Source organism: Kitasatospora sp. Ki12 (assembly GCF_054601375.1).
The window spans coordinates 3,001,125-3,016,717 of the sequence record NZ_BAAIHT010000001.1 but is presented as its reverse complement, the minus strand read 5'-3'; the positions used below and the strand labels follow the sequence as shown (position 1 = coordinate 3,016,717).

The 15,593-nt window shown below is 74.2% G+C and carries 16 protein-coding genes and 1 pseudogene; 5 read left to right on the top strand and 12 right to left on the bottom strand.

What is annotated here, in order from left to right; all coding sequences use genetic code 11:
* Positions 1 to 85 precede the first annotated feature (85 nt).
* From ACYP53_RS13280 to ACYP53_RS13270, 3 genes are all read right to left on the bottom strand, one after another.
* On the bottom strand, positions 86 to 1,516 hold the full coding sequence (locus ACYP53_RS13280) for a WXG100 family type VII secretion target (RefSeq protein ID WP_459647477.1): 1,431 nt from the start codon (positions 1,514 to 1,516) through the stop codon (positions 86 to 88).
* 44 nt (positions 1,517 to 1,560) lie between these two features.
* On the bottom strand, positions 1,561 to 2,025 hold the full coding sequence (locus ACYP53_RS13275; protein ID WP_189919071.1) for a hypothetical protein: 465 nt from the start codon (positions 2,023 to 2,025) through the stop codon (positions 1,561 to 1,563).
* A gap of 93 nt (positions 2,026 to 2,118) precedes the next feature.
* The gene (locus ACYP53_RS13270) at positions 2,119 to 2,823 is read right to left on the bottom strand and encodes an endonuclease V (RefSeq protein ID WP_189919069.1); all 705 of its coding nucleotides are present in this window, start codon (positions 2,821 to 2,823) and stop codon (positions 2,119 to 2,121) included.
* Positions 2,824 to 3,072: 249 nt separating this feature from the next.
* On the opposite strand from ACYP53_RS13270, the gene ACYP53_RS13265 reads away from it, so the two are divergent.
* On the top strand, positions 3,073 to 3,375 hold the full coding sequence (locus ACYP53_RS13265; protein ID WP_459647476.1) for a hypothetical protein: 303 nt from the start codon (positions 3,073 to 3,075) through the stop codon (positions 3,373 to 3,375).
* Positions 3,376 to 3,411: 36 nt separating this feature from the next.
* Here ACYP53_RS13265 and ACYP53_RS13260 read toward each other — a convergent pair whose 3' ends face one another.
* Together ACYP53_RS13260 and ACYP53_RS13255 are read right to left on the bottom strand one after the other, a co-directional pair.
* Positions 3,412 to 4,176, bottom strand: a complete 765-nt coding sequence (locus ACYP53_RS13260; protein ID WP_459647475.1) for an RDD family protein — start codon at positions 4,174 to 4,176, stop codon at positions 3,412 to 3,414.
* Between the two features lie 128 nt (positions 4,177 to 4,304).
* Positions 4,305 to 4,886: an RDD family protein gene (locus ACYP53_RS13255; protein ID WP_459647978.1), complete on the bottom strand. Its 582-nt coding sequence runs from the start codon at positions 4,884 to 4,886 to the stop codon at positions 4,305 to 4,307.
* On the opposite strand from ACYP53_RS13255, the gene ACYP53_RS13250 reads away from it, so the two are divergent.
* A complete protein-coding gene (locus ACYP53_RS13250; protein ID WP_459647999.1) occupies positions 4,876 to 5,703 on the top strand; it encodes a hypothetical protein in 828 nt (275 codons plus the stop codon). The genes ACYP53_RS13255 and ACYP53_RS13250 overlap by 11 nt on opposite strands.
* A gap of 35 nt (positions 5,704 to 5,738) precedes the next feature.
* Here ACYP53_RS13250 and ACYP53_RS13245 read toward each other — a convergent pair.
* Positions 5,739 to 5,873, bottom strand: a pseudogene (locus ACYP53_RS13245) (DUF2510 domain-containing protein); the annotation flags it as partial.
* Positions 5,874 to 6,305: 432 nt separating this feature from the next.
* Between ACYP53_RS13245 and ACYP53_RS13240 the strand changes: the two are divergent.
* Positions 6,306 to 6,722, top strand: coding sequence for an SsgA family sporulation/cell division regulator (locus ACYP53_RS13240; RefSeq protein WP_189919061.1), 417 nt, complete (start codon positions 6,306 to 6,308; stop codon positions 6,720 to 6,722).
* Positions 6,723 to 6,859: 137 nt separating this feature from the next.
* Here ACYP53_RS13240 and ACYP53_RS13235 read toward each other — a convergent pair whose 3' ends face one another.
* The 4 genes from ACYP53_RS13235 to ACYP53_RS13220 form a co-directional block, all read right to left on the bottom strand.
* The gene (locus ACYP53_RS13235) at positions 6,860 to 8,251 is read right to left on the bottom strand and encodes a glycosyltransferase 87 family protein (RefSeq protein WP_459647474.1); all 1,392 of its coding nucleotides are present in this window, start codon (positions 8,249 to 8,251) and stop codon (positions 6,860 to 6,862) included.
* A gap of 173 nt (positions 8,252 to 8,424) precedes the next feature.
* Entirely contained in the window at positions 8,425 to 10,005 is a 1,581-nt protein-coding gene (locus ACYP53_RS13230) for a glycoside hydrolase family 18 protein (RefSeq protein WP_459647473.1), read from the bottom strand.
* 341 nt (positions 10,006 to 10,346) lie between these two features.
* Positions 10,347 to 11,762: a sensor histidine kinase gene (locus ACYP53_RS13225; RefSeq protein ID WP_459647977.1), complete on the bottom strand. Its 1,416-nt coding sequence runs from the start codon at positions 11,760 to 11,762 to the stop codon at positions 10,347 to 10,349.
* 17 nt (positions 11,763 to 11,779) lie between these two features.
* Positions 11,780 to 12,484, bottom strand: coding sequence for a response regulator transcription factor (locus ACYP53_RS13220; RefSeq protein ID WP_189919048.1), 705 nt, complete (start codon positions 12,482 to 12,484; stop codon positions 11,780 to 11,782).
* Between the two features lie 157 nt (positions 12,485 to 12,641).
* Between ACYP53_RS13220 and ACYP53_RS13215 the strand changes: the two genes are divergently transcribed.
* Positions 12,642 to 13,178 (top strand): hypothetical protein, encoded by a 537-nt coding sequence (locus tag ACYP53_RS13215; RefSeq protein WP_189919045.1) that lies wholly within the window; start codon positions 12,642 to 12,644, stop codon positions 13,176 to 13,178.
* Positions 13,179 to 13,242: 64 nt separating this feature from the next.
* Here the strand turns inward: ACYP53_RS13215 and ACYP53_RS13210 are convergent, their stop codons facing one another.
* On the bottom strand, positions 13,243 to 13,785 hold the full coding sequence (locus tag ACYP53_RS13210) for a VOC family protein (RefSeq protein WP_459647472.1): 543 nt from the start codon (positions 13,783 to 13,785) through the stop codon (positions 13,243 to 13,245).
* A 271-nt stretch (positions 13,786 to 14,056) separates the two neighbouring features.
* On the opposite strand from ACYP53_RS13210, the gene ACYP53_RS13205 reads away from it, so the two are divergent.
* Positions 14,057 to 14,548: an Lrp/AsnC family transcriptional regulator gene (locus tag ACYP53_RS13205; protein ID WP_459647471.1), complete on the top strand. Its 492-nt coding sequence runs from the start codon at positions 14,057 to 14,059 to the stop codon at positions 14,546 to 14,548.
* A gap of 40 nt (positions 14,549 to 14,588) precedes the next feature.
* On the opposite strand, the gene ACYP53_RS13200 is transcribed toward ACYP53_RS13205, so the two are convergent.
* Positions 14,589 to 15,395: a S16 family serine protease gene (locus ACYP53_RS13200; protein WP_189919041.1), complete on the bottom strand. Its 807-nt coding sequence runs from the start codon at positions 15,393 to 15,395 to the stop codon at positions 14,589 to 14,591.
* Positions 15,396 to 15,593: the final 198 nt, after the last annotated feature.

Genomic DNA, 15,593 nt, shown 5'->3' with positions numbered 1-15,593 from the left:
ATCCGCTCACCCCACTCAACGAGGCATCCCGCAGATCACCGATCTGCGGGATGCGATCAGATCGCCTGTCCGTCCAGGGACCGGCTCATTCCACCACGTTCGGGTTGGCCGGCTTGTCCGACGCCCAGGTCTCCTCGTCCTCGACCAGGTAGTCCGGCCGCTTGCCGCCCTTCTCCCGATCCTTCTTCCGCCCCTGTACCCCGCTCAGCGGAACACCGGGCGCCATGCCGTTCGAACCCCCGACAACCGGCTCGGTCCTGGGCCGGTTCCGTCCCCCCAGGCCGGAGCCGCCTTCCGTGAACGCCTGCTTGCCTCGTGGCCCGGCCACGGGCGGGAGTGTCTCGCGGCCGGCGGATCGCGCCGGAGACCCACCGACCTGCCTGGATCCGGACGCCCCACGGCTCCCCGTTCCGATACCGGGAATGACCTCGCTGCCACCACCGGTGCCGACGGCCCGGCCTCCACGCGGGCTCTTCGCCTCTACCGGCGTTTCGCCGCTCCCCACGAGTCCGGCTTTCCTCTCGCCGAGCCCTGGTAGGCCGGACGGATTCTGCGCGGGCGCCCCCGCAGGGCTCGTGATCGTCTGACCAGGTCCGCCGGGGGCCGGCCCGCTCACGGGGCCTGCGACGGGCGCGCCGTTCAATCCGGAGGTCTGGGTCCCGGAGGTCGGGGTGCTCGGCACGCTGCCGCCCGGCCGAGACAAGGGAGTGCCGGAAATACCCGAATCGGAGCCACGGCTCGTCGCGTTCGAGGGTTTCGTCGGTGCCTGCGCCGTTCCTCCCTTGATACCGGCGTCGGTCGGCACGGCCGCGCTCTTGGCCTTGGATCCGGCCACCATAGGAGTCTGCGGGGGCTTCGGCCGCTGCGGTGCAGGAACCGCTGTCGACCGAGGCGCGGTTCCCCCGGCTCCGAATGAGGTACCCGAAACCATTGCGGCGGCCGCTGCGGCGGCGCCACTCGCGTCGGGCTGCGGTCCTACGTCATGGACGTCATCGTTCGGCGGCCGCAGATTGAGCGGCGGAGCCTTCAACGCCGGGGTCGCGATGCGGTAGTGCATGGCGAGGGTTTGCATGATGGCGGCGGCTTCGGCCTTCTTGCGGTCGGCGATGGGGATGTGGTCGTCGTCGCCGTCGCCGAAGACGGCGGAGACGCCGTCGCCGACGGTGTCCTTGAACTTGTCCCAGTTGCCGGGTTCTTCGGGCATCTCGCGTTTGGCCTTGGCCATGGCCTCGGAGACGCTGTGGAGGATGTTGGCCGCGTCGTTGGCGTAGGCGGCGGCGTTGTTGATGCTGGCGGCGAGGTTGAGCATGCGGGTGTGGAAGGCGTCGCTGGTGGTGCCTTCCCAGGTGGTGGCGGCTTCGGTGCTGGCTTTGGTGAGGGTGAGGCGGATCTGCTTGAGGGTGTCGGAGGCGGTGCGCCAGGGGTCTCCGGCGGCCATGACCGCGCCGGGGTCGAGGGCCTGCGCCATGGTGCGGAGTTGGGCGTGGCTGTATTTGGTGAAGTCGGTGTAGACCACGGGCGGTCGGCCTCCGTTCGGGTGCGGGTGGGTGGGTGTGCGGGTCAGAGGGTGGCGTTGCCGCGGTTGGACGGGGTGAGGTTCTTCTCGTACGCGGCTTGGCTGGTCGCGGAGGGTTTGTCGACGGACCAGCCGTCGGCGGCGAGTTTGAGTTTCTGCGCGGTGTGCTGGTCGTGTTCCTCGTAGTTGGTGGCGGTGAGGTCGGCCTTCTGCTGGGCTTCGTTCACGGCTTCCTGGAGTTGGTTGAGGACGTCGCGCAGTGCGTCCCGCATGGTGCTGTAGCGGCCGTGGATCTCGGTGGCTTCGGCGAAGGTGCCGAAGGCGTTCTTGCCGACGCCGCTGCGTCCGTGGGTGCCGGTGCCGTCGGCGTGTTTCTGGAAGTCGGCGAGCAGGAGCCGTACTTGGCCGGCGAAGGCGCGGAGTTGTTCGACCTCGACGCGGTATCCCTGTCCGGCTCCGCCGGTGGTGCCGGTGCCGGCGCTGTTGTTCTTGCCCGTGCCTGATCCCATTGCGGCGCCCCCGTGCGTCCGTCCTCGATGGTCGGGGCCGGGCCCCGGTGTCTCATGTCTAACACACCGGGCCCGGGCCCGTTCGGGGCTTGGTCAGTTCGCGGTCGTCCGGTCGTTGAGGGCTTCGGTGAGGGCGCGGCGGCAGAGGGAGTCGGCGTGTCGGGTGGTTTCGGGGAGGCGGTACCGGCGGGCGAGGTCGAGGGTGGTGCGGACGGCGGTGTCGAGGCCGATCCGGTGGCCGACGGAGACGAAGACGGGTTTGACGCCGGGGCGGGTCCGGAGGGCGCGGCCGACTTCTTCTCCGGTGGCGGGGTCGGTGAGCGGGGTGGTGGAGCCGCGGGGCGCGTCGGGTTCGCGGTGGTCGAAGGTGAAGGGGGTTTTGGCGACGCCGAGGGTGCGCAGTCCGGTGAGGACGCCGAGGTGGCTGGCGAGGCCGAGGCGGCGGGGGTGGGCGAGGCCGTAGCCGTCGCAGACGACGGTGTCGGGGGTGCGGGTGAGGGCGGCGAGTGCGTCGAGGACGGCGGGGAGTTCGCGGAAGGCGAGCAGTCCGGGGACGTAGGGGAAGGCGATCCGGCCGACGGCGGTGGCTTGTTCGACGACGTCGAGGGTGTCGCGGTGGAGCAGGACGGCTGCGGCGACGACGAGGTCGTGGTCGTCGTCGTAGGCGACGTCGACGCCGGCGACGAGGGGGCCGACGGGTTCGTCGTGGTCGTCGTGGGCCTGGACGAGCGGGCGGAGCCGCTGTTGTTCGGCGAGTGCCTCGGCCTCGGTGGTGGGCCAGTCGGCGGGAATGGGCACGGTCGGTTCCCCCGGTGTGTGGTGGCGTGCGGTGGTGCGGTGGTGCGCGGTGCGTGGTGGTCGCACCGCGGCGGGCTGGTCCGGTTCACCGTACCGACCGGGCCGGACGACCCCGGGGTGAGCCCGTGCGCCCCCCGTGCCCCCGGCGGCGGGGGTTAGCCTGGAGGTTCTGAACTGCCTTGCCGGGTAGGACTCCTGGAACCGGCACCATTCCCGCCCGTTTCCCCCGACGTGCGAAGGACCCCCGCCATGCCGCGTCCCTCCGCTGCCCAGGTCTGCCTCGGCTCGTTCACCGTCGTCGCCACCGCGGTGGCACTGCTGGCCGTTTCGGGCGCCGAGGGCGTCCTGGCGGTGACGGTGCTGGTGGCGGTCGCGCTGGCTCTCGGCACCGTGGCCACGGTGCTCGCGCTCTCCTCGTCGTCCGCCGCCGCCGCGGGGCCGGGCACGGCCGAGGCCCCCGGCGTGGCCCAGGCCGGCCCCGCCGCTCCGACCGACCCCGCCGCTCCGGTCTCCCCCACCGGCCCCGAGCGCGCGTACGCCCGGCAGCGCTGATCCGCCGCCGGGCGCGGGCGCGTTCCGCGCCGTCGCTCAGACCTCCGTGGTGACCACCACGGTCTTCGCCGCCTTGTCGTGGACGCACTGCCGGTACGGCTTGTCGAAGACACCGAAGAGGCCGTCGACGACCCACCAGATCGCGGCGCAGCAGAGCACGGCCGGGAGGATGAAGACGGCCGAGCGGGTCCAGGCGGCGGACTGGGTGGGGGTGCTCCCGTCGATGAGCATGGCGACGCGGATCTTCATCGCCTTCTTGCCGAGGGTCTGGCCGTCCCGGCTGAGCATCAGGGCCTCGTAGATGAGGTAGAGGGCGCAGCCGAGCCAGAACGCCTCGGCGGAGCCGTTGCGTTCACTGAGGTCGGCGAACGGCCCGACCACGACGACGCCGATGATCTGCATGAGGAGGTAGTCGATCAGCCGGGCGAGGATGCGCTTGGGCCAGGTGCCGATCGGCGGCATGCCGGGGACGGGTCCGGCGCCGGGGGTCCCGTACGCGCCGGGGCCGTAGCCGGTGCCGTGGCCGGGCGGGGTGCGGTCGTACGGGTTCTGGCCGTAGGGGTCCTGACCGCGGGTCGGGCCGCCGTACGTGGTTCCGCCGTAGGTGCCCTGGTAGGCGCCGGGGCCGCCGGCCACACCCTCGGACGGGCCTTCCGGCGTGCCTTCCGACGGGCTGTGGGACGGGGTCGGGCCTGACGGCTCGCCTTCCGGCGTGCCGCCGCCCGGCTGCGGGGACTGCTTGTCGAAGGAGGGCTTGCCGCCCCCCTCCGGCTGGGGGCCTGAGGGGTCGTGGGTGCTCATGCCCCGAGTAGAACATCACACATTCTCAAGGTTTGGGATATTCTGCCCGTTTTGCCATCGCGGACACGAGCACGGGCGCGGAGGCGAGCACGGACGCAGGCACGGACGCGGACGCAGCCCCACCCCGCTCAGGCCCGCACCACCCGGGTCCGGGCCGCACGGTCCTGCCAGCCGCGCCGGGCCGGACGGTCGAACACCGGCCAGACCAACCCCAGCAGCAGCACCGTGCCCGTCTGCCGGACAGTCCACCGGATCAGCGAGCGGCCGAGGCTCAGCCTGCCCTTGGAGGTGGGGGCGGCGGCGTCCACCACCCGGATCCGGGCCAGCCGCTTGCCGAAGGTCTGGCCGGTACGGGCGATCGGCAGCACCTCGTAGAGCAGGCTGACGAACAGCAGGATGCCGATCAGCACGGCGATCTTGCCCACCACCACGTCGTCCACCAGCCAGACCTGGACCTGGCGGCGGGTGAGGGCGCTGGCCATCCGGGCCTGGTCGAGCTTCTGCTGGATGTGGTCGGACACCGAGCTGCCGAGCGGGATCCCGGCGGCGACGGCGACGACGAGCAGGACGGCGGTGTCGATGGCGCGGGCCGCCAGTCGCCGCCCCAGTCCGGCCGGTACGGCGGCAGGGGCGGAGCGGCGGCGGACGGCGCCCTGCCGGGCGGGACGCACCGCAGGCAGCGGTGTGGTGCGGACGGCCGTGGTGGGCACCGCACGCCCCTTCGGCCTGACCGACCCGGCCGACCCGGCCGCCTTCACGGACGCCGCCGATGCCACGGACGCCGCGGACGCGAGCGGACCCGACGTGGAGGACACCTCCCCCGCCTCCCCCGGCGCCTCGACCACCGGCACCGCGCCCGAGGCGTCGACGGACGGTGCCGGTGCCTCCCGCACGGCCACCGCCAGGGCAGGCGCGACGGCGGTGACCGGCTCCACGGCAACAGGAGCACGCTCCTGTTCCGCGCGCCCCTCATCCGCCTCGGACGCCCCCGGAAGCACCCCCCAGGAGACCCAGGGCGAGGGGTCGCCCGTGTCCATCAACCCCCGCTGCGCCAGCGGATCGACATGCCACCCGGACTCCCCCGGCACCGCAGCCGCCACCTCAGCCACCGGCTCGTCGACCCCTCCCGCCGGACCCCGCACCCCGGCCGGAATCCCGGCGCCCACCGGCACCCCCACCGGCACCCCCACCGGCACCCCCGTCGACCCCTCCACCGAAGACCCCGCCGAAGACCCCGCCGAAGCCCCCGGCGCCGCACCGCCCCCGCCGCCCGGCTCCGACGCCGGCCCGACCGTACGGAACACCGGCCCGCCGATCACCTCCGCCACCCGCGGCCCCAACACGAAGGACGCCCCGCCCGAGGTCTGGTCGAAGTACACCGGCCCGGTGTCGCCCCCACCGGCGGGCGGCTCGCCCTCCGGCGCCGGGGCGGGGACGGGGGCGGGCGCCGCGGCCGCCGGCACCACCGGTGGCGGCACCGCCCGGGCCGGCGGGACGAGGTCCGGGACCGGGCGCCGGGTCGCGTAGCGGGGCGGTTCGAGCACCTCGCCCTCGGCGGGCGCGGGCCGGCTGGTGCCGGGCACCCAGGCCGAGCCGCCCCAGTACCGGACGAAACCGGGGATGGACGGGTCGGGGTAGTAGCCCGGCCCGGGTGCGACGGCCGGGTCGCCGCCGGCGGCGAATGAGCGGTCCGTCATGGGGGTCTTCTTTCCTGGCAGGTCCTGACGAGGGCAAGGAAGGACGGTGGACGGCGGTACGGGCCGCGGGCGTGGCCGGTGCGGGCCGCCCGGGGCCGACGGCGCGGTGGTGCCGGTGACGCCGGTCCCGGCGCTCGGCGCGCGTGCGGGCACCACCGGTGGGCGGACAGTCGCCGGGCAATCACAAAGGGTAGTACCTCGCCGGAGCCACGACGGGAAGTTCGCGAATCCCCGGACGGCGGAGGGCCCGTCGCGGTAAAGAACCAGGCGCGCGGAGGTCACTCGCGCGCCGCGCGACCGCCCGTTCACCACCCCTGGCCGAACTTCCCGAAGAAATCCCGGAAACGTGTGTAAGAACCGGTGCGGACCGCCCTCTCAAAGGTCACAGGGCCCGGAACCGGGCACGAACCGAAGGCAGAGAGGAAGACGATCATGGAGCGCCCCGTCGGCGTCGTCGAGCACGAACTGGAGCTCAACCTGGTGCTCTCGCCGGAGCACACCGTCCCCGTCCCGGCGCGGCTGTCCTACGGCAGCCACGACCCGTACGCCGTCTACATCACCTTCCACCTGGACACCGGCTCCCCGGTGACCTGGGTGTTCGCCCGCGAGCTGCTGGTCGAGGGCACCTTCCGCCCCTGCGGCCAGGGCGACGTGCGGATCTGGCCGACCCGCTCGGGCCGGCGCAGCGTGCTCTGCATGGCGCTGAGCTCGCCCGCCGGGGACGCGCTGCTGGAGGCGCCGCTGCCGGCCGTCGCGGCCTGGCTGGAGCGGGCGCACCGGCTGGTCCCGCCGGGCAGCGAGATGGCCGCGCTGGACATGGACGGCTCGCTCGCCGAGCTGCTCGCCTAGGCGTGCGTTCCGGCGTGCACGAGCACGTACCCCAGAACCAGCACGTACCCGAGAACGCGTACGTACCCGGGAGCGAGCACGCCCCCGAGGGCGAGCACGCACTCGAGCGAGGTGGCAGGAGCGGCGCCCCCGCCGGCTCAGCGGGCCGCGGGGGCCTGCTGACGACCGCGGGCGGCGTCCGGGCCGCCGCCGTCGCGCTGTCCGGGCAGCCGGACGAGCGGCGCGCCGGCCGAGCGGCGGCGCGCCCTTATCCGGACGGCGGCGGCGAGCAGGAAGCAGAGCCCGACCCACGGGTAGACCGAGGTCGGCAGCTGCCGCCACGGTGACAGGTGGAGGACGGCCGCGCCGACCGGCTTCGCCGCCCACATCGCGAAGGAGAGGAAGGCCACCAGCGTGGCCCAGAAGACCGCCCGCCAGCGCAGCCGGCGGACACCGGCCGGGCGGGCGTGCTCGACGGAGGCCTCGGCGGCGAGCAGGACGAGCAGCGGCACACACCAGACCCAGTGGTGGGTCCAGCTGATCGGCGAGATCAGCACGGCGGTGACGGCCGCGCAGCAGACGCCCCAGGCCTCGGCCCGGGGCAGCCAGCGGCTGCTGCGGGCGGCCCAGGCGGCGACGGCGAGGCCGGCCAGGGCGACCAGGCCTGCGCCCAGGGTGGCGACGGTGCCGGGCTCGGCGGAGTGCAGCAGGCGGGCGAAGGCGCCGCGCAGCGACTGGTTGTCGACGATCCAGGTCTTGCCGACCCGGGAGGAGTCGTAGAGGTACTTGGTCCAGAAGCCCCAGGTGGCGTCGGGCAGGACGAGGGCGCCGAGCAGGAAGGTGCCGAGGAAGGTGAGGCCGGCCACGAAGGCGGCCCGGATCCGGCCGGTGATCAGCAGGTAGACGGCGAACAGGCCGGGGGTGAGCTTGATGCCGGCGGCGATGCCGATGGCCACGCCCTTGCTGCGCCGCCCGTCCGGACGGGTGAGGTCCCAGAGGATCAGGCAGGCCAGCGCGAGGTTGATCTGGCCGTAGCGGAGCGTGGTGAAGACGGGCTCCAGCCAGACGCCGAGGCCGGTCACCAGGATCACGCCGATCGGCCGCAGCTCGCGGCGCGGCCAGCCGACCAGCTTGAAGGACAGGTGGGTCAGCAGGGCGAGCAGCCCGAGGTTGCCGAGAGTGATCGCCACCCGGAGGAAGGGGATCGGGAACCAGGTGGTCGGGACGAACAGCATCGCCGCGAACGGGGGGTAGGTCGCCGGCAGGTTCCACTCGGTGACGCGCAGCCCGTACAGGTCGGCGCCGTCGGCGACGGCCGCTCCCTCGGCCCGGTAGACGACCATGTCCACCATCGAGGTGTGGACGAAGTGGCGCACCACGGCGTACACGACCAGGGAGAACAGCGCCAGCGCGGAGGCGGCCAGCAGCGGGCGGCGGGGCGCCTCGCGCACGGCCCGGACGGGGGCGCCGAGGGCCCGGCGGAGCCGGTCCGACAGGGGGCCGGGCGAGGGGTCGGGTGCGGTCCGCACCGGGCTTCGCTCGTCTTGCACCGCTGTCACTGTCCACTCCGTCCACCGCTCGGCCAACCAGCGACGATACCGGATGCCACCCGAACGGAGCTGGACACGATCGACTACGCACAGTGACAAAGGTGCCCCGACCGGCCACGCTGGGCTGCGGACTCAGCGTGGACGGCCGGGGCCGACGGGGAACCCGGCGGGCCTCAGCCCGTGTACGCCCCGAGGGCCCGGGTGAAGTCCAGCGGCTGCTGGACGATGCTGCTGCAGCTCGCGTCGGCGTACGCCTTGGCGCCGCCCTCGCAGGCCTTGTCCCGGGTGCCGGACCACATGGCCAGCCAGGCGAGGTGCTTGGCGGAGGCGAAGTCGGCGAGCTGCTTGGCGTCGGCCACGGTGAAGACCTCGCTGGCCACGTCGTTGACGCCGATCATCGGGGTGACCGCGACCTTGCGCCAGGCGGCCGCGTCGTCCAGCCCCAGCACGCTCTTGACCTGGGCCTGGGTGGCGGTGGCCGCGGCGATCGCGTACTGGCCCATCCGGCCTTGCGGGTTGGGGGCGACCCCGTCGCCGAAGTCCATCGCCATGATGTTGACGGCGCCGATCGCGACGCCGGCGGCCTTGGCGCCGACCACCAGGTTGACGCCCTCCTGGGTCAGGCCGGAGGGCAGGGCGGGCAGGGTGAAGGAGACGTCCAGCGCCTTGCCCTTGGCGGCGGCGGTCTTCTGCAGCTGGGCGACGGCCTGGGCCCGCCGGGTGTTGGCGGCCGCGTCGGCGATCGCCCCGCCCTCGACGTCGAAGTCCAGCCTGGTCGCGCCGTACGCGTCCACGACCTTCTGGTACGCGGCCGTGAGGTCGGCGGTGGAGCCGCAGGCGAGGGCCAGTTCGCTGCCGTTGGCACCGCCGAAGGAGATCCGGACGTCGCCGCCGGCCGCCCGCAGCGCGCCGATCTGGGCGGCCACCGCGTCGGCGGCGAGATCGCTGACACCGCCCCACTTGGGCGCGCAGCCGCCGCCGGACACCACGAAGGCGAGGGTGAAGTTCTTCACGCCGCTCGCCTTGGCGGTGGCCACCAGGTCGTACGGCGGGTAGAGCGAGGTGTCGACGTAGGGGGCGAAGCCGGCCCCGGCGCCGGCCGGGGGAACGGGCACACCGGTCGTCGTGGGGGTGACGGTCGGGGTGGCGGTCGGGGTGGCGGTCGGCGCCGGGGTGGTCGGCTTCGCCGTGGGGCTGGGCTTCGCGGTCGGCGAGGCGGAGGCCGTCGGGGAGACGGAAGGGGTGACGGACGCGGAAGCGGTAGCGGTCGGACGCCCCGAGGGGGTGGGCGCGGTCCCGTCGCCCGCCTTGCAGGAGGCGTTGTTGATCAGGCAGTTGGCCGGCTCGGCCTGAGCCGCGCCCGCGCCCTGGGCGACGAAGCCGACCACCACGCTCCTGCCCGGCTCCAGCCGCTTGCTCCAGGCCTCCGGCTTGACCATCACGTGCTGCCCCGCGGCGGTGAAGGTGGCGTTCCAGAGCGAGTCGATCTTCGCCCCGGCCGGCAGGTCGAAGCTGAGCGTCCAGTCCTCGATCGGGCTGCTGTCCGGGTTGGTGACCAGGTACTGGCCGGTGTAGCCGGCGTCCCAGCTGCTGGTCCGGCTGTACACGGCGCCGAGCGAGGCGGCACTGGCCGAGGATGCGAGGACGACGGTCCCGCCCGCGACCAGGGCGGCGGCGACCGCGGCGGCGCCGACGATCGCACCCTTGCGGCCGCGCCTGCGGTGGCCGGAGCGGCGGGTGGGCTGGGTGGTCATGGCGCGTTACCTCCGCGGGTGCCTACGGTCGGCCGCCGTCCGGGCACGGGGTGCCTGCGGACCTCGGGGCGGCCGGCCCGGCTCGGTCGGGTGACCGGCGCGACCGACGCTAGCGGCGCGCCGGGGGCCGGACCGGCGGGCTGAGCGAGGGGTAGAACTCCCTTAGGCCGCCGTTAAGGAAGACGCCCTCCCGGACGCCGTCCCACCACCGACACCGCACCTCCGGCACACCACTTCACCGCCGCACCACCGCACGTCCTCGCCACCACACGTCGTCACCACAGCGCTGCGCCACCGCACCCCTGAGCCGCACCTCCGCACCGCCTCACCGCCGCACCGCCTCACCGCTGGAAGAGCGCACCCCGGCTCCGCCGCCGCCCGGCCCGCGCGGGCTCCGCCCCCTCCGGCCGGGTGCGCAGCCGCAGCCGGGTCTCGGCGCCGCCGAGGACGGCGGAGCGGCCGAGCGCGAGGTCCCCGCCGGTGGACTCGGCGAGCTTGCGGACGATGTCCAGGCCGAGGCCGGTCGAGCCCTCCCCGCCGTGGCCCTGGCCTCGCTTGAGGGCGGCGGCCGGGTCGCTGTACCCGGGGCCGGCGTCGCCGACCAGCACGATCACCGAGCTCCCGGTGGCCAGCACGTCCACCGAGAAGGCGGTGCCGACGGCGGTGTGCCGGAAGACGTTGCCGAGCAGCGCGTCGACGACGGCCGCCAGGTCGCCGCGCTGGACGGGGACGGGCGCCGCCCGTTCGGCGCCGGCCAGTTGCCAGCGGCGCCCCTCGTCCTCGGCCAGCGCGGACCAGAACTCGACCCGTTCGCGGATCACCTCGGCGGCGTCGCAGCCGACCGCGACGGCGGGCGCGTCCTCGGGGGCGCGGCGGGCCGAGCGGATGATCTGGTCGACCTCGCGCTCCAGTTGGGCGACCGCGTGCCGGGTGGCGTCGGCCGCGTCGCCGTTGCCGAGCGAGGCCGCGTTGAGCCGCAGCACGGTCAGCGGGGTGCGCAGCCGGTGGGACAGGTCGGCGGCCAGTTCCCGTTCGGCGGCGAGGAGTTGGACCACCCGGTCGGCCATGGTGTTGAACGCGTGGCCGGCCTCGCGCAGTTCTTCGGGGCTGCCGTCGACCTGCTTGCCCGCCACCGGGACCCGGACGGCGAGGTCGCCGGCGCCGAGCGAACGGGCGGCCGCGGCGAGGCGTCTGGCGGAGGCGACGATCCGGTTGCCCATCCGGTCGGCGACCAGCACGGCGATGGTGACCAGGCCGAGCGCGACGGCGGAGAGCACCAGCCAGGCGGTGGAGACGCCCCGGGTGAGGTCGCTCTCGGCCACGAACACCTCGACGACGGCGGTGCGGCCGGTGTCCACCGCGACCGGCTGGAGCAGCGCGTAGCCGCCGGGCACCTGCACGGTGAAGGAGCGGCCCTGCCCGCCGGCCGTGGCCACGTCGCCGTCGGCGGCCCGGGCCTCGCCCAGCGTCGGTCCCGCCGGGCCGCCGGTGCCGGGGGCCTCGGGCTGCCCCGCCGCGGGCAGGTGGACCGCCATCCGTCCCTGTCCGCCGGCGTCGGTGCTGGCCAGGGCGCGGGTGACGGCGTCCTGGTCGGTGGTGATCGCCAGGGCCGGTCCGAGCGCCGCGGCCTGCCGCTCGGCGGCGGTGAACGCCCGGTCGCGCGCGGTCTGCTGGACCATCAGGCCGAGCGGGATGAGGAAGGCGAGCGCGACCATGGTGGTCCCGGCCACGGCGGCCTTGATCATGGCCCAGCGCAGCGAGCGCCCGAACCTCCTCATGTCCGGTGCTCCGCCGCGCCCCCGGCGGCCTCCAGCCGGACCCCGACGCCCCGGACGGTGTGCAGGTAGTACGGGTTGGAGGCGGTCTCGCCGAGCTTGCGGCGCAGCCAGGAGAGGTGGACGTCGATGGTCTGGTCGCCGCCGTAGGTCTGCTGCCAGACCTCGGCGAGGATCTCCTTGCGCGGCACCACCACGCCGGGCCGGGCGGCCAGGAAGGCCAGCAGGTCGAATTCACGGCGGGTCAGGTCGAGCCGGCGGCCGTCCAGGGAGGCCTCGCGCCGCTGGAGGTCGATGGCCAGTCCGCCGACCCGCAGCACCTGGGCGACGGGGGCGGCGCCGCTGCCGAACCGGCGCAGCACGGCAGCCATCCGGGCGCTCAGGTGTTCCCCGGAGAAAGGTTTCACCAGGTAGTCGTCAGCGCCGTCGTTGAGCAGTCGGACGATCTCGGCCTCGTCGTCCCGGGCGGTGGAGATGATCACCGGCACGTCGGTCAGGCCCCGGATCATCTTGAGCGCCTCGCTGCCGTCCAGGTCCGGCAGGCCAAGGTCGAGGATCACCAGGTCACAACCGACCTGGGCGACCTCCCGCAGCGCCTCGAGTGCGGTGCCCACGCTGCGGACCGCGTGACCGGTGTCGGTCAGGTGGCGGATGAGGGCGGAGCGTACGAAGGGGTCGTCCTCGACCACGAGCACTGTTGCCATGGCCCTGCACGGTACGCCATCGGCCCGCAGTGGTCTGTACCTCGGGGCCCGGTCCGGACATTGTGCAAGCCCCCTGAGGAATGGGGAGTTGCCGGACGCCCCGGGGCACGGGTGCCCGGTCCCGGCCGGGGTGGAAATGCGGCAGGATGTGCGGACGATGCGGAACGGACTGGTACAGCTCGGCGCCTGGGCGGCGGCCACCGGGGCGGCGGTGGCGCTGTCCTGGTTCGGCGTGCACGCGGTGCTGACCGGCGCCGCGTTCGAGCAGCCCACGGCGCTGCCGCTGCCCTCCCCGAAGGCGGGCGGCACGCCGTCCCCGGCGACCACCGCCCCCGAGCAGCCGCGCTCGGCCGCGCAGTCCGCGCCCCCGGCCCAGCCCGCCTCCCCGGCCGCCGCCACGACCCACGGGCCGACGCCGGTCGCACCCGTCCCGCCGCCGACCCGCCGGCCCACGCCGACGGCCGGGGCGACGTCCACGGTGAAGAGCTACCCGATCCCGGGCGGCAAGGTCGCGCTGGACTTGAAGCCCGACCACGCCTCGCTGGTCTCCGCCACCCCGGACCCGGGCTGGCAGATGCAGGTCTGGAACGGCGACCAGTGGATGCGGATCGACTTCACCAAGGACAACCAGGCCAACTCGGTCTTCGTCTACTGGAACGGGCACCCGCCGGTCGTGGAGACGGCCGTCCGCTGAAGCCCCGCCCGGCCCCGCCGCGCACCGCCCCGCCACACACCACCCCGCCGCGCACCGCCGCCCGTCAGAACCCGGCGTGCGGCACGAACCCCGGCAGGTACGGCCCCGCGTAGCCGGCCCGGTCGACCAGCGTGTGCCTGGTCCCGCCGGGCACCCCGATGGCGGCCAGCACCACCGAGCCGTACGCGTCCCGGGTCTCGTACGGCTCGGCCAGCGACAGCGCGCCCCGGTCGACCGCGTAGTCGTAGGCGTAGTAGACGTCCGGCACGCTGACCGCGACGTCCAGCACCCCGTCCCCGTACCGCTCCAGGTACGCGGCCAGCTCCCGGCCGCGCGGGCCGATCGCCCGCACCAGCGAGGTGAGCACGATCCGCGTCCCCGGCGCGGCGAGCACGTACGAGACGGTCTCCGGCTCACCGGTCTCCGGCCCCGCGTACGCGGTGCAGCGCAGCCCGAGCGCGGCGCAGTAGCGGCGGGCGGCCCGCTCGGCGTCGCCGACCGCGAAGACCACCGCGTCCGCACGGCCCACCGGCAGCGCTCCCGGGTCGCCGTCGTCCGGTGCGAGGCCGGCCGCGAGCAGGACGGGTTCGGCGGCGGTGTCGGTCATGACGGCCCTCCCGGTAAGGCGTACGGACCACGCTGGGGCCCCGGCACCGGGGCGGGGGCCCGGAGCACAGGGGTGTGGCTGGAGGGTGGCGCCGGGCCGACTTACGCGCAACTGTTCCGTTTCCTCCTGGTCAAGCTGTGCCCCGGGGCGGGAGAATCGGCCGCACCGCTGTACAGAATGCCCACCGGAGGACGGTGCCGCGATGCCCCCCGCCCACTCCCCGAGCTCCCCCGGCTCGCCCAACTCCGCTGCCCCGCAAGGGACTTCCATCGTGGGCAGTACGAACAGTACGAACGACACGATCGACACCCTGGACGGCCGGCTGATCCGGCTGCTCGCCGAGGAGCCCCGGATCGGGGTGCTGGAGTGCTCGCGCCGGCTGCAGGTCGCCCGGGGCACCGTGCAGGCCCGGCTGGACCGGCTCCAGGCCAAGGGGGTGATCGGCGGCTTCGGCCCGGAGGTGGACCCGGCGGCGATCGGCTACCCGGTGACGGCCTTCGCCACCCTGGAGATCTCCCAGGGCCAGGGCTCCGACGTGCGGGCGCACCTGGCGGGCGTGCCGGAGGTGCTGGAACTGCACACCATCACCGGCATCGGGGACATGATGGTGCGGATCGTGGCCCGTTCCAACGCCGATCTGCAGCGGGTGATCGACCGGGTGGTGGGCTTCGACGGGATCGTCCGCTCGTCCACCGCGATCGTGCTGGAGAACCCGGTGCCGTACCGCATCCTGCCGCTGGTGGACCAGGCCGCCGCCGAGTAGCACGGTCCGCCCGGCGCGGGGCGGCTCCCGGTCCGCCCGGTCAGCAGGCGGGGACGCTGCCGCCGCTCCTGAGCGCCTGCAGCGCCGAGACCGACTCGGTGAGCGTGCCGACCGGCACCAGCCGCAGCGTCTTCGGCAGGTTCACCTTGGCGTCCGTGCACTCGTCCTTGGGCAGCAGGAACACCGTCGCGCCGTCCCGGGCGGCCGCCTGCGTCTTCAGCGGGACGCCGCCCACCGGGCCGACGGTGCCGTCCTTGTCGATGGTGCCGGTGCCCGCGATCGTGAGGCCACCGGTGAGGTCGCCGCCCTTGCCGTCGCCGGCGAGCTTGTCGATGATGCCCAGCGCCAGCATCTGGCCGGCACTGGGGCCGCCGACGTCGCCCAGGTCGACCTTGACCTTCACCTGGTCCGGCGACAGGTGGAGGTAGTTCAGCGCGGCCGCGGAGGCGCTGTCCTGCGACTCGGCCATCTGCTGGGCGATCACCTCGTTGGCCTTCGCCGGGTTGCTCTCCGCGTAGACGGTGTCCGTCGGGCGGACCGCCTCCTTCGGGTCGAACCAGGCCTGCATCGACCGCAGGAAGGTGTTCCGCTGGTCGGCGTTGGTCGCCGTGATGGTGACCATCCGCAGCTCGCCCTGGGTGGTGCGCAGCGGCGCCCCGGTGATGGTGAGCACCGGCTTGTCCTGGTAGGTGCCCAGGACGTCCGCGGTCGACCCCGGCCAGGTGATGGTGTACGGCAGCGGGACGAAGGCGGTCACCCCGAACAGCGCGGTGACCAGCGCCCCGCACAGCGCGAGCGCGCGGGTCCGCGGGGAGCTGAGGGCCTTGGAGAGCTTGGTGTCGGACACAAAAGGAATCCAAACACACCCTGTTGGTCGCCCGCTCGCCTCCGGGCCGCTCTGACCCGGTGCCGACGGTCGGCGCTCCAAGGCCCTCGTCCCTCGGACCTCCTCGCTTCTCCCTTTCGGCACCGGCGCAGCCCTTCGGCTCGGGGCGGGTCGCCGGCCCGCTCATGCCATCGCCCGGGGCGGGCCCGGCGTCCGGGC

Coding starts and splice junctions, on each gene's coding strand:
- ACYP53_RS13210 (WP_459647472.1), bottom strand. CDS start 13,785: ATGACCGACACCGCCGCCGAACCCGTCCTGCTCGCGGCCGGCCTCGCA.
- ACYP53_RS13215 (WP_189919045.1), top strand. CDS start 12,642: ATGCGGAACGGACTGGTACAGCTCGGCGCCTGGGCGGCGGCCACCGGG.
- ACYP53_RS13275 (WP_189919071.1), bottom strand. CDS start 2,025: ATGGGATCAGGCACGGGCAAGAACAACAGCGCCGGCACCGGCACCACC.
- ACYP53_RS13220 (WP_189919048.1), bottom strand. CDS start 12,484: ATGGCAACAGTGCTCGTGGTCGAGGACGACCCCTTCGTACGCTCCGCC.
- ACYP53_RS13230 (WP_459647473.1), bottom strand. CDS start 10,005: ATGACCACCCAGCCCACCCGCCGCTCCGGCCACCGCAGGCGCGGCCGC.
- ACYP53_RS13240 (WP_189919061.1), top strand. CDS start 6,306: ATGGAGCGCCCCGTCGGCGTCGTCGAGCACGAACTGGAGCTCAACCTG.
- ACYP53_RS13265 (WP_459647476.1), top strand. CDS start 3,073: ATGCCGCGTCCCTCCGCTGCCCAGGTCTGCCTCGGCTCGTTCACCGTC.
- ACYP53_RS13260 (WP_459647475.1), bottom strand. CDS start 4,176: ATGAGCACCCACGACCCCTCAGGCCCCCAGCCGGAGGGGGGCGGCAAG.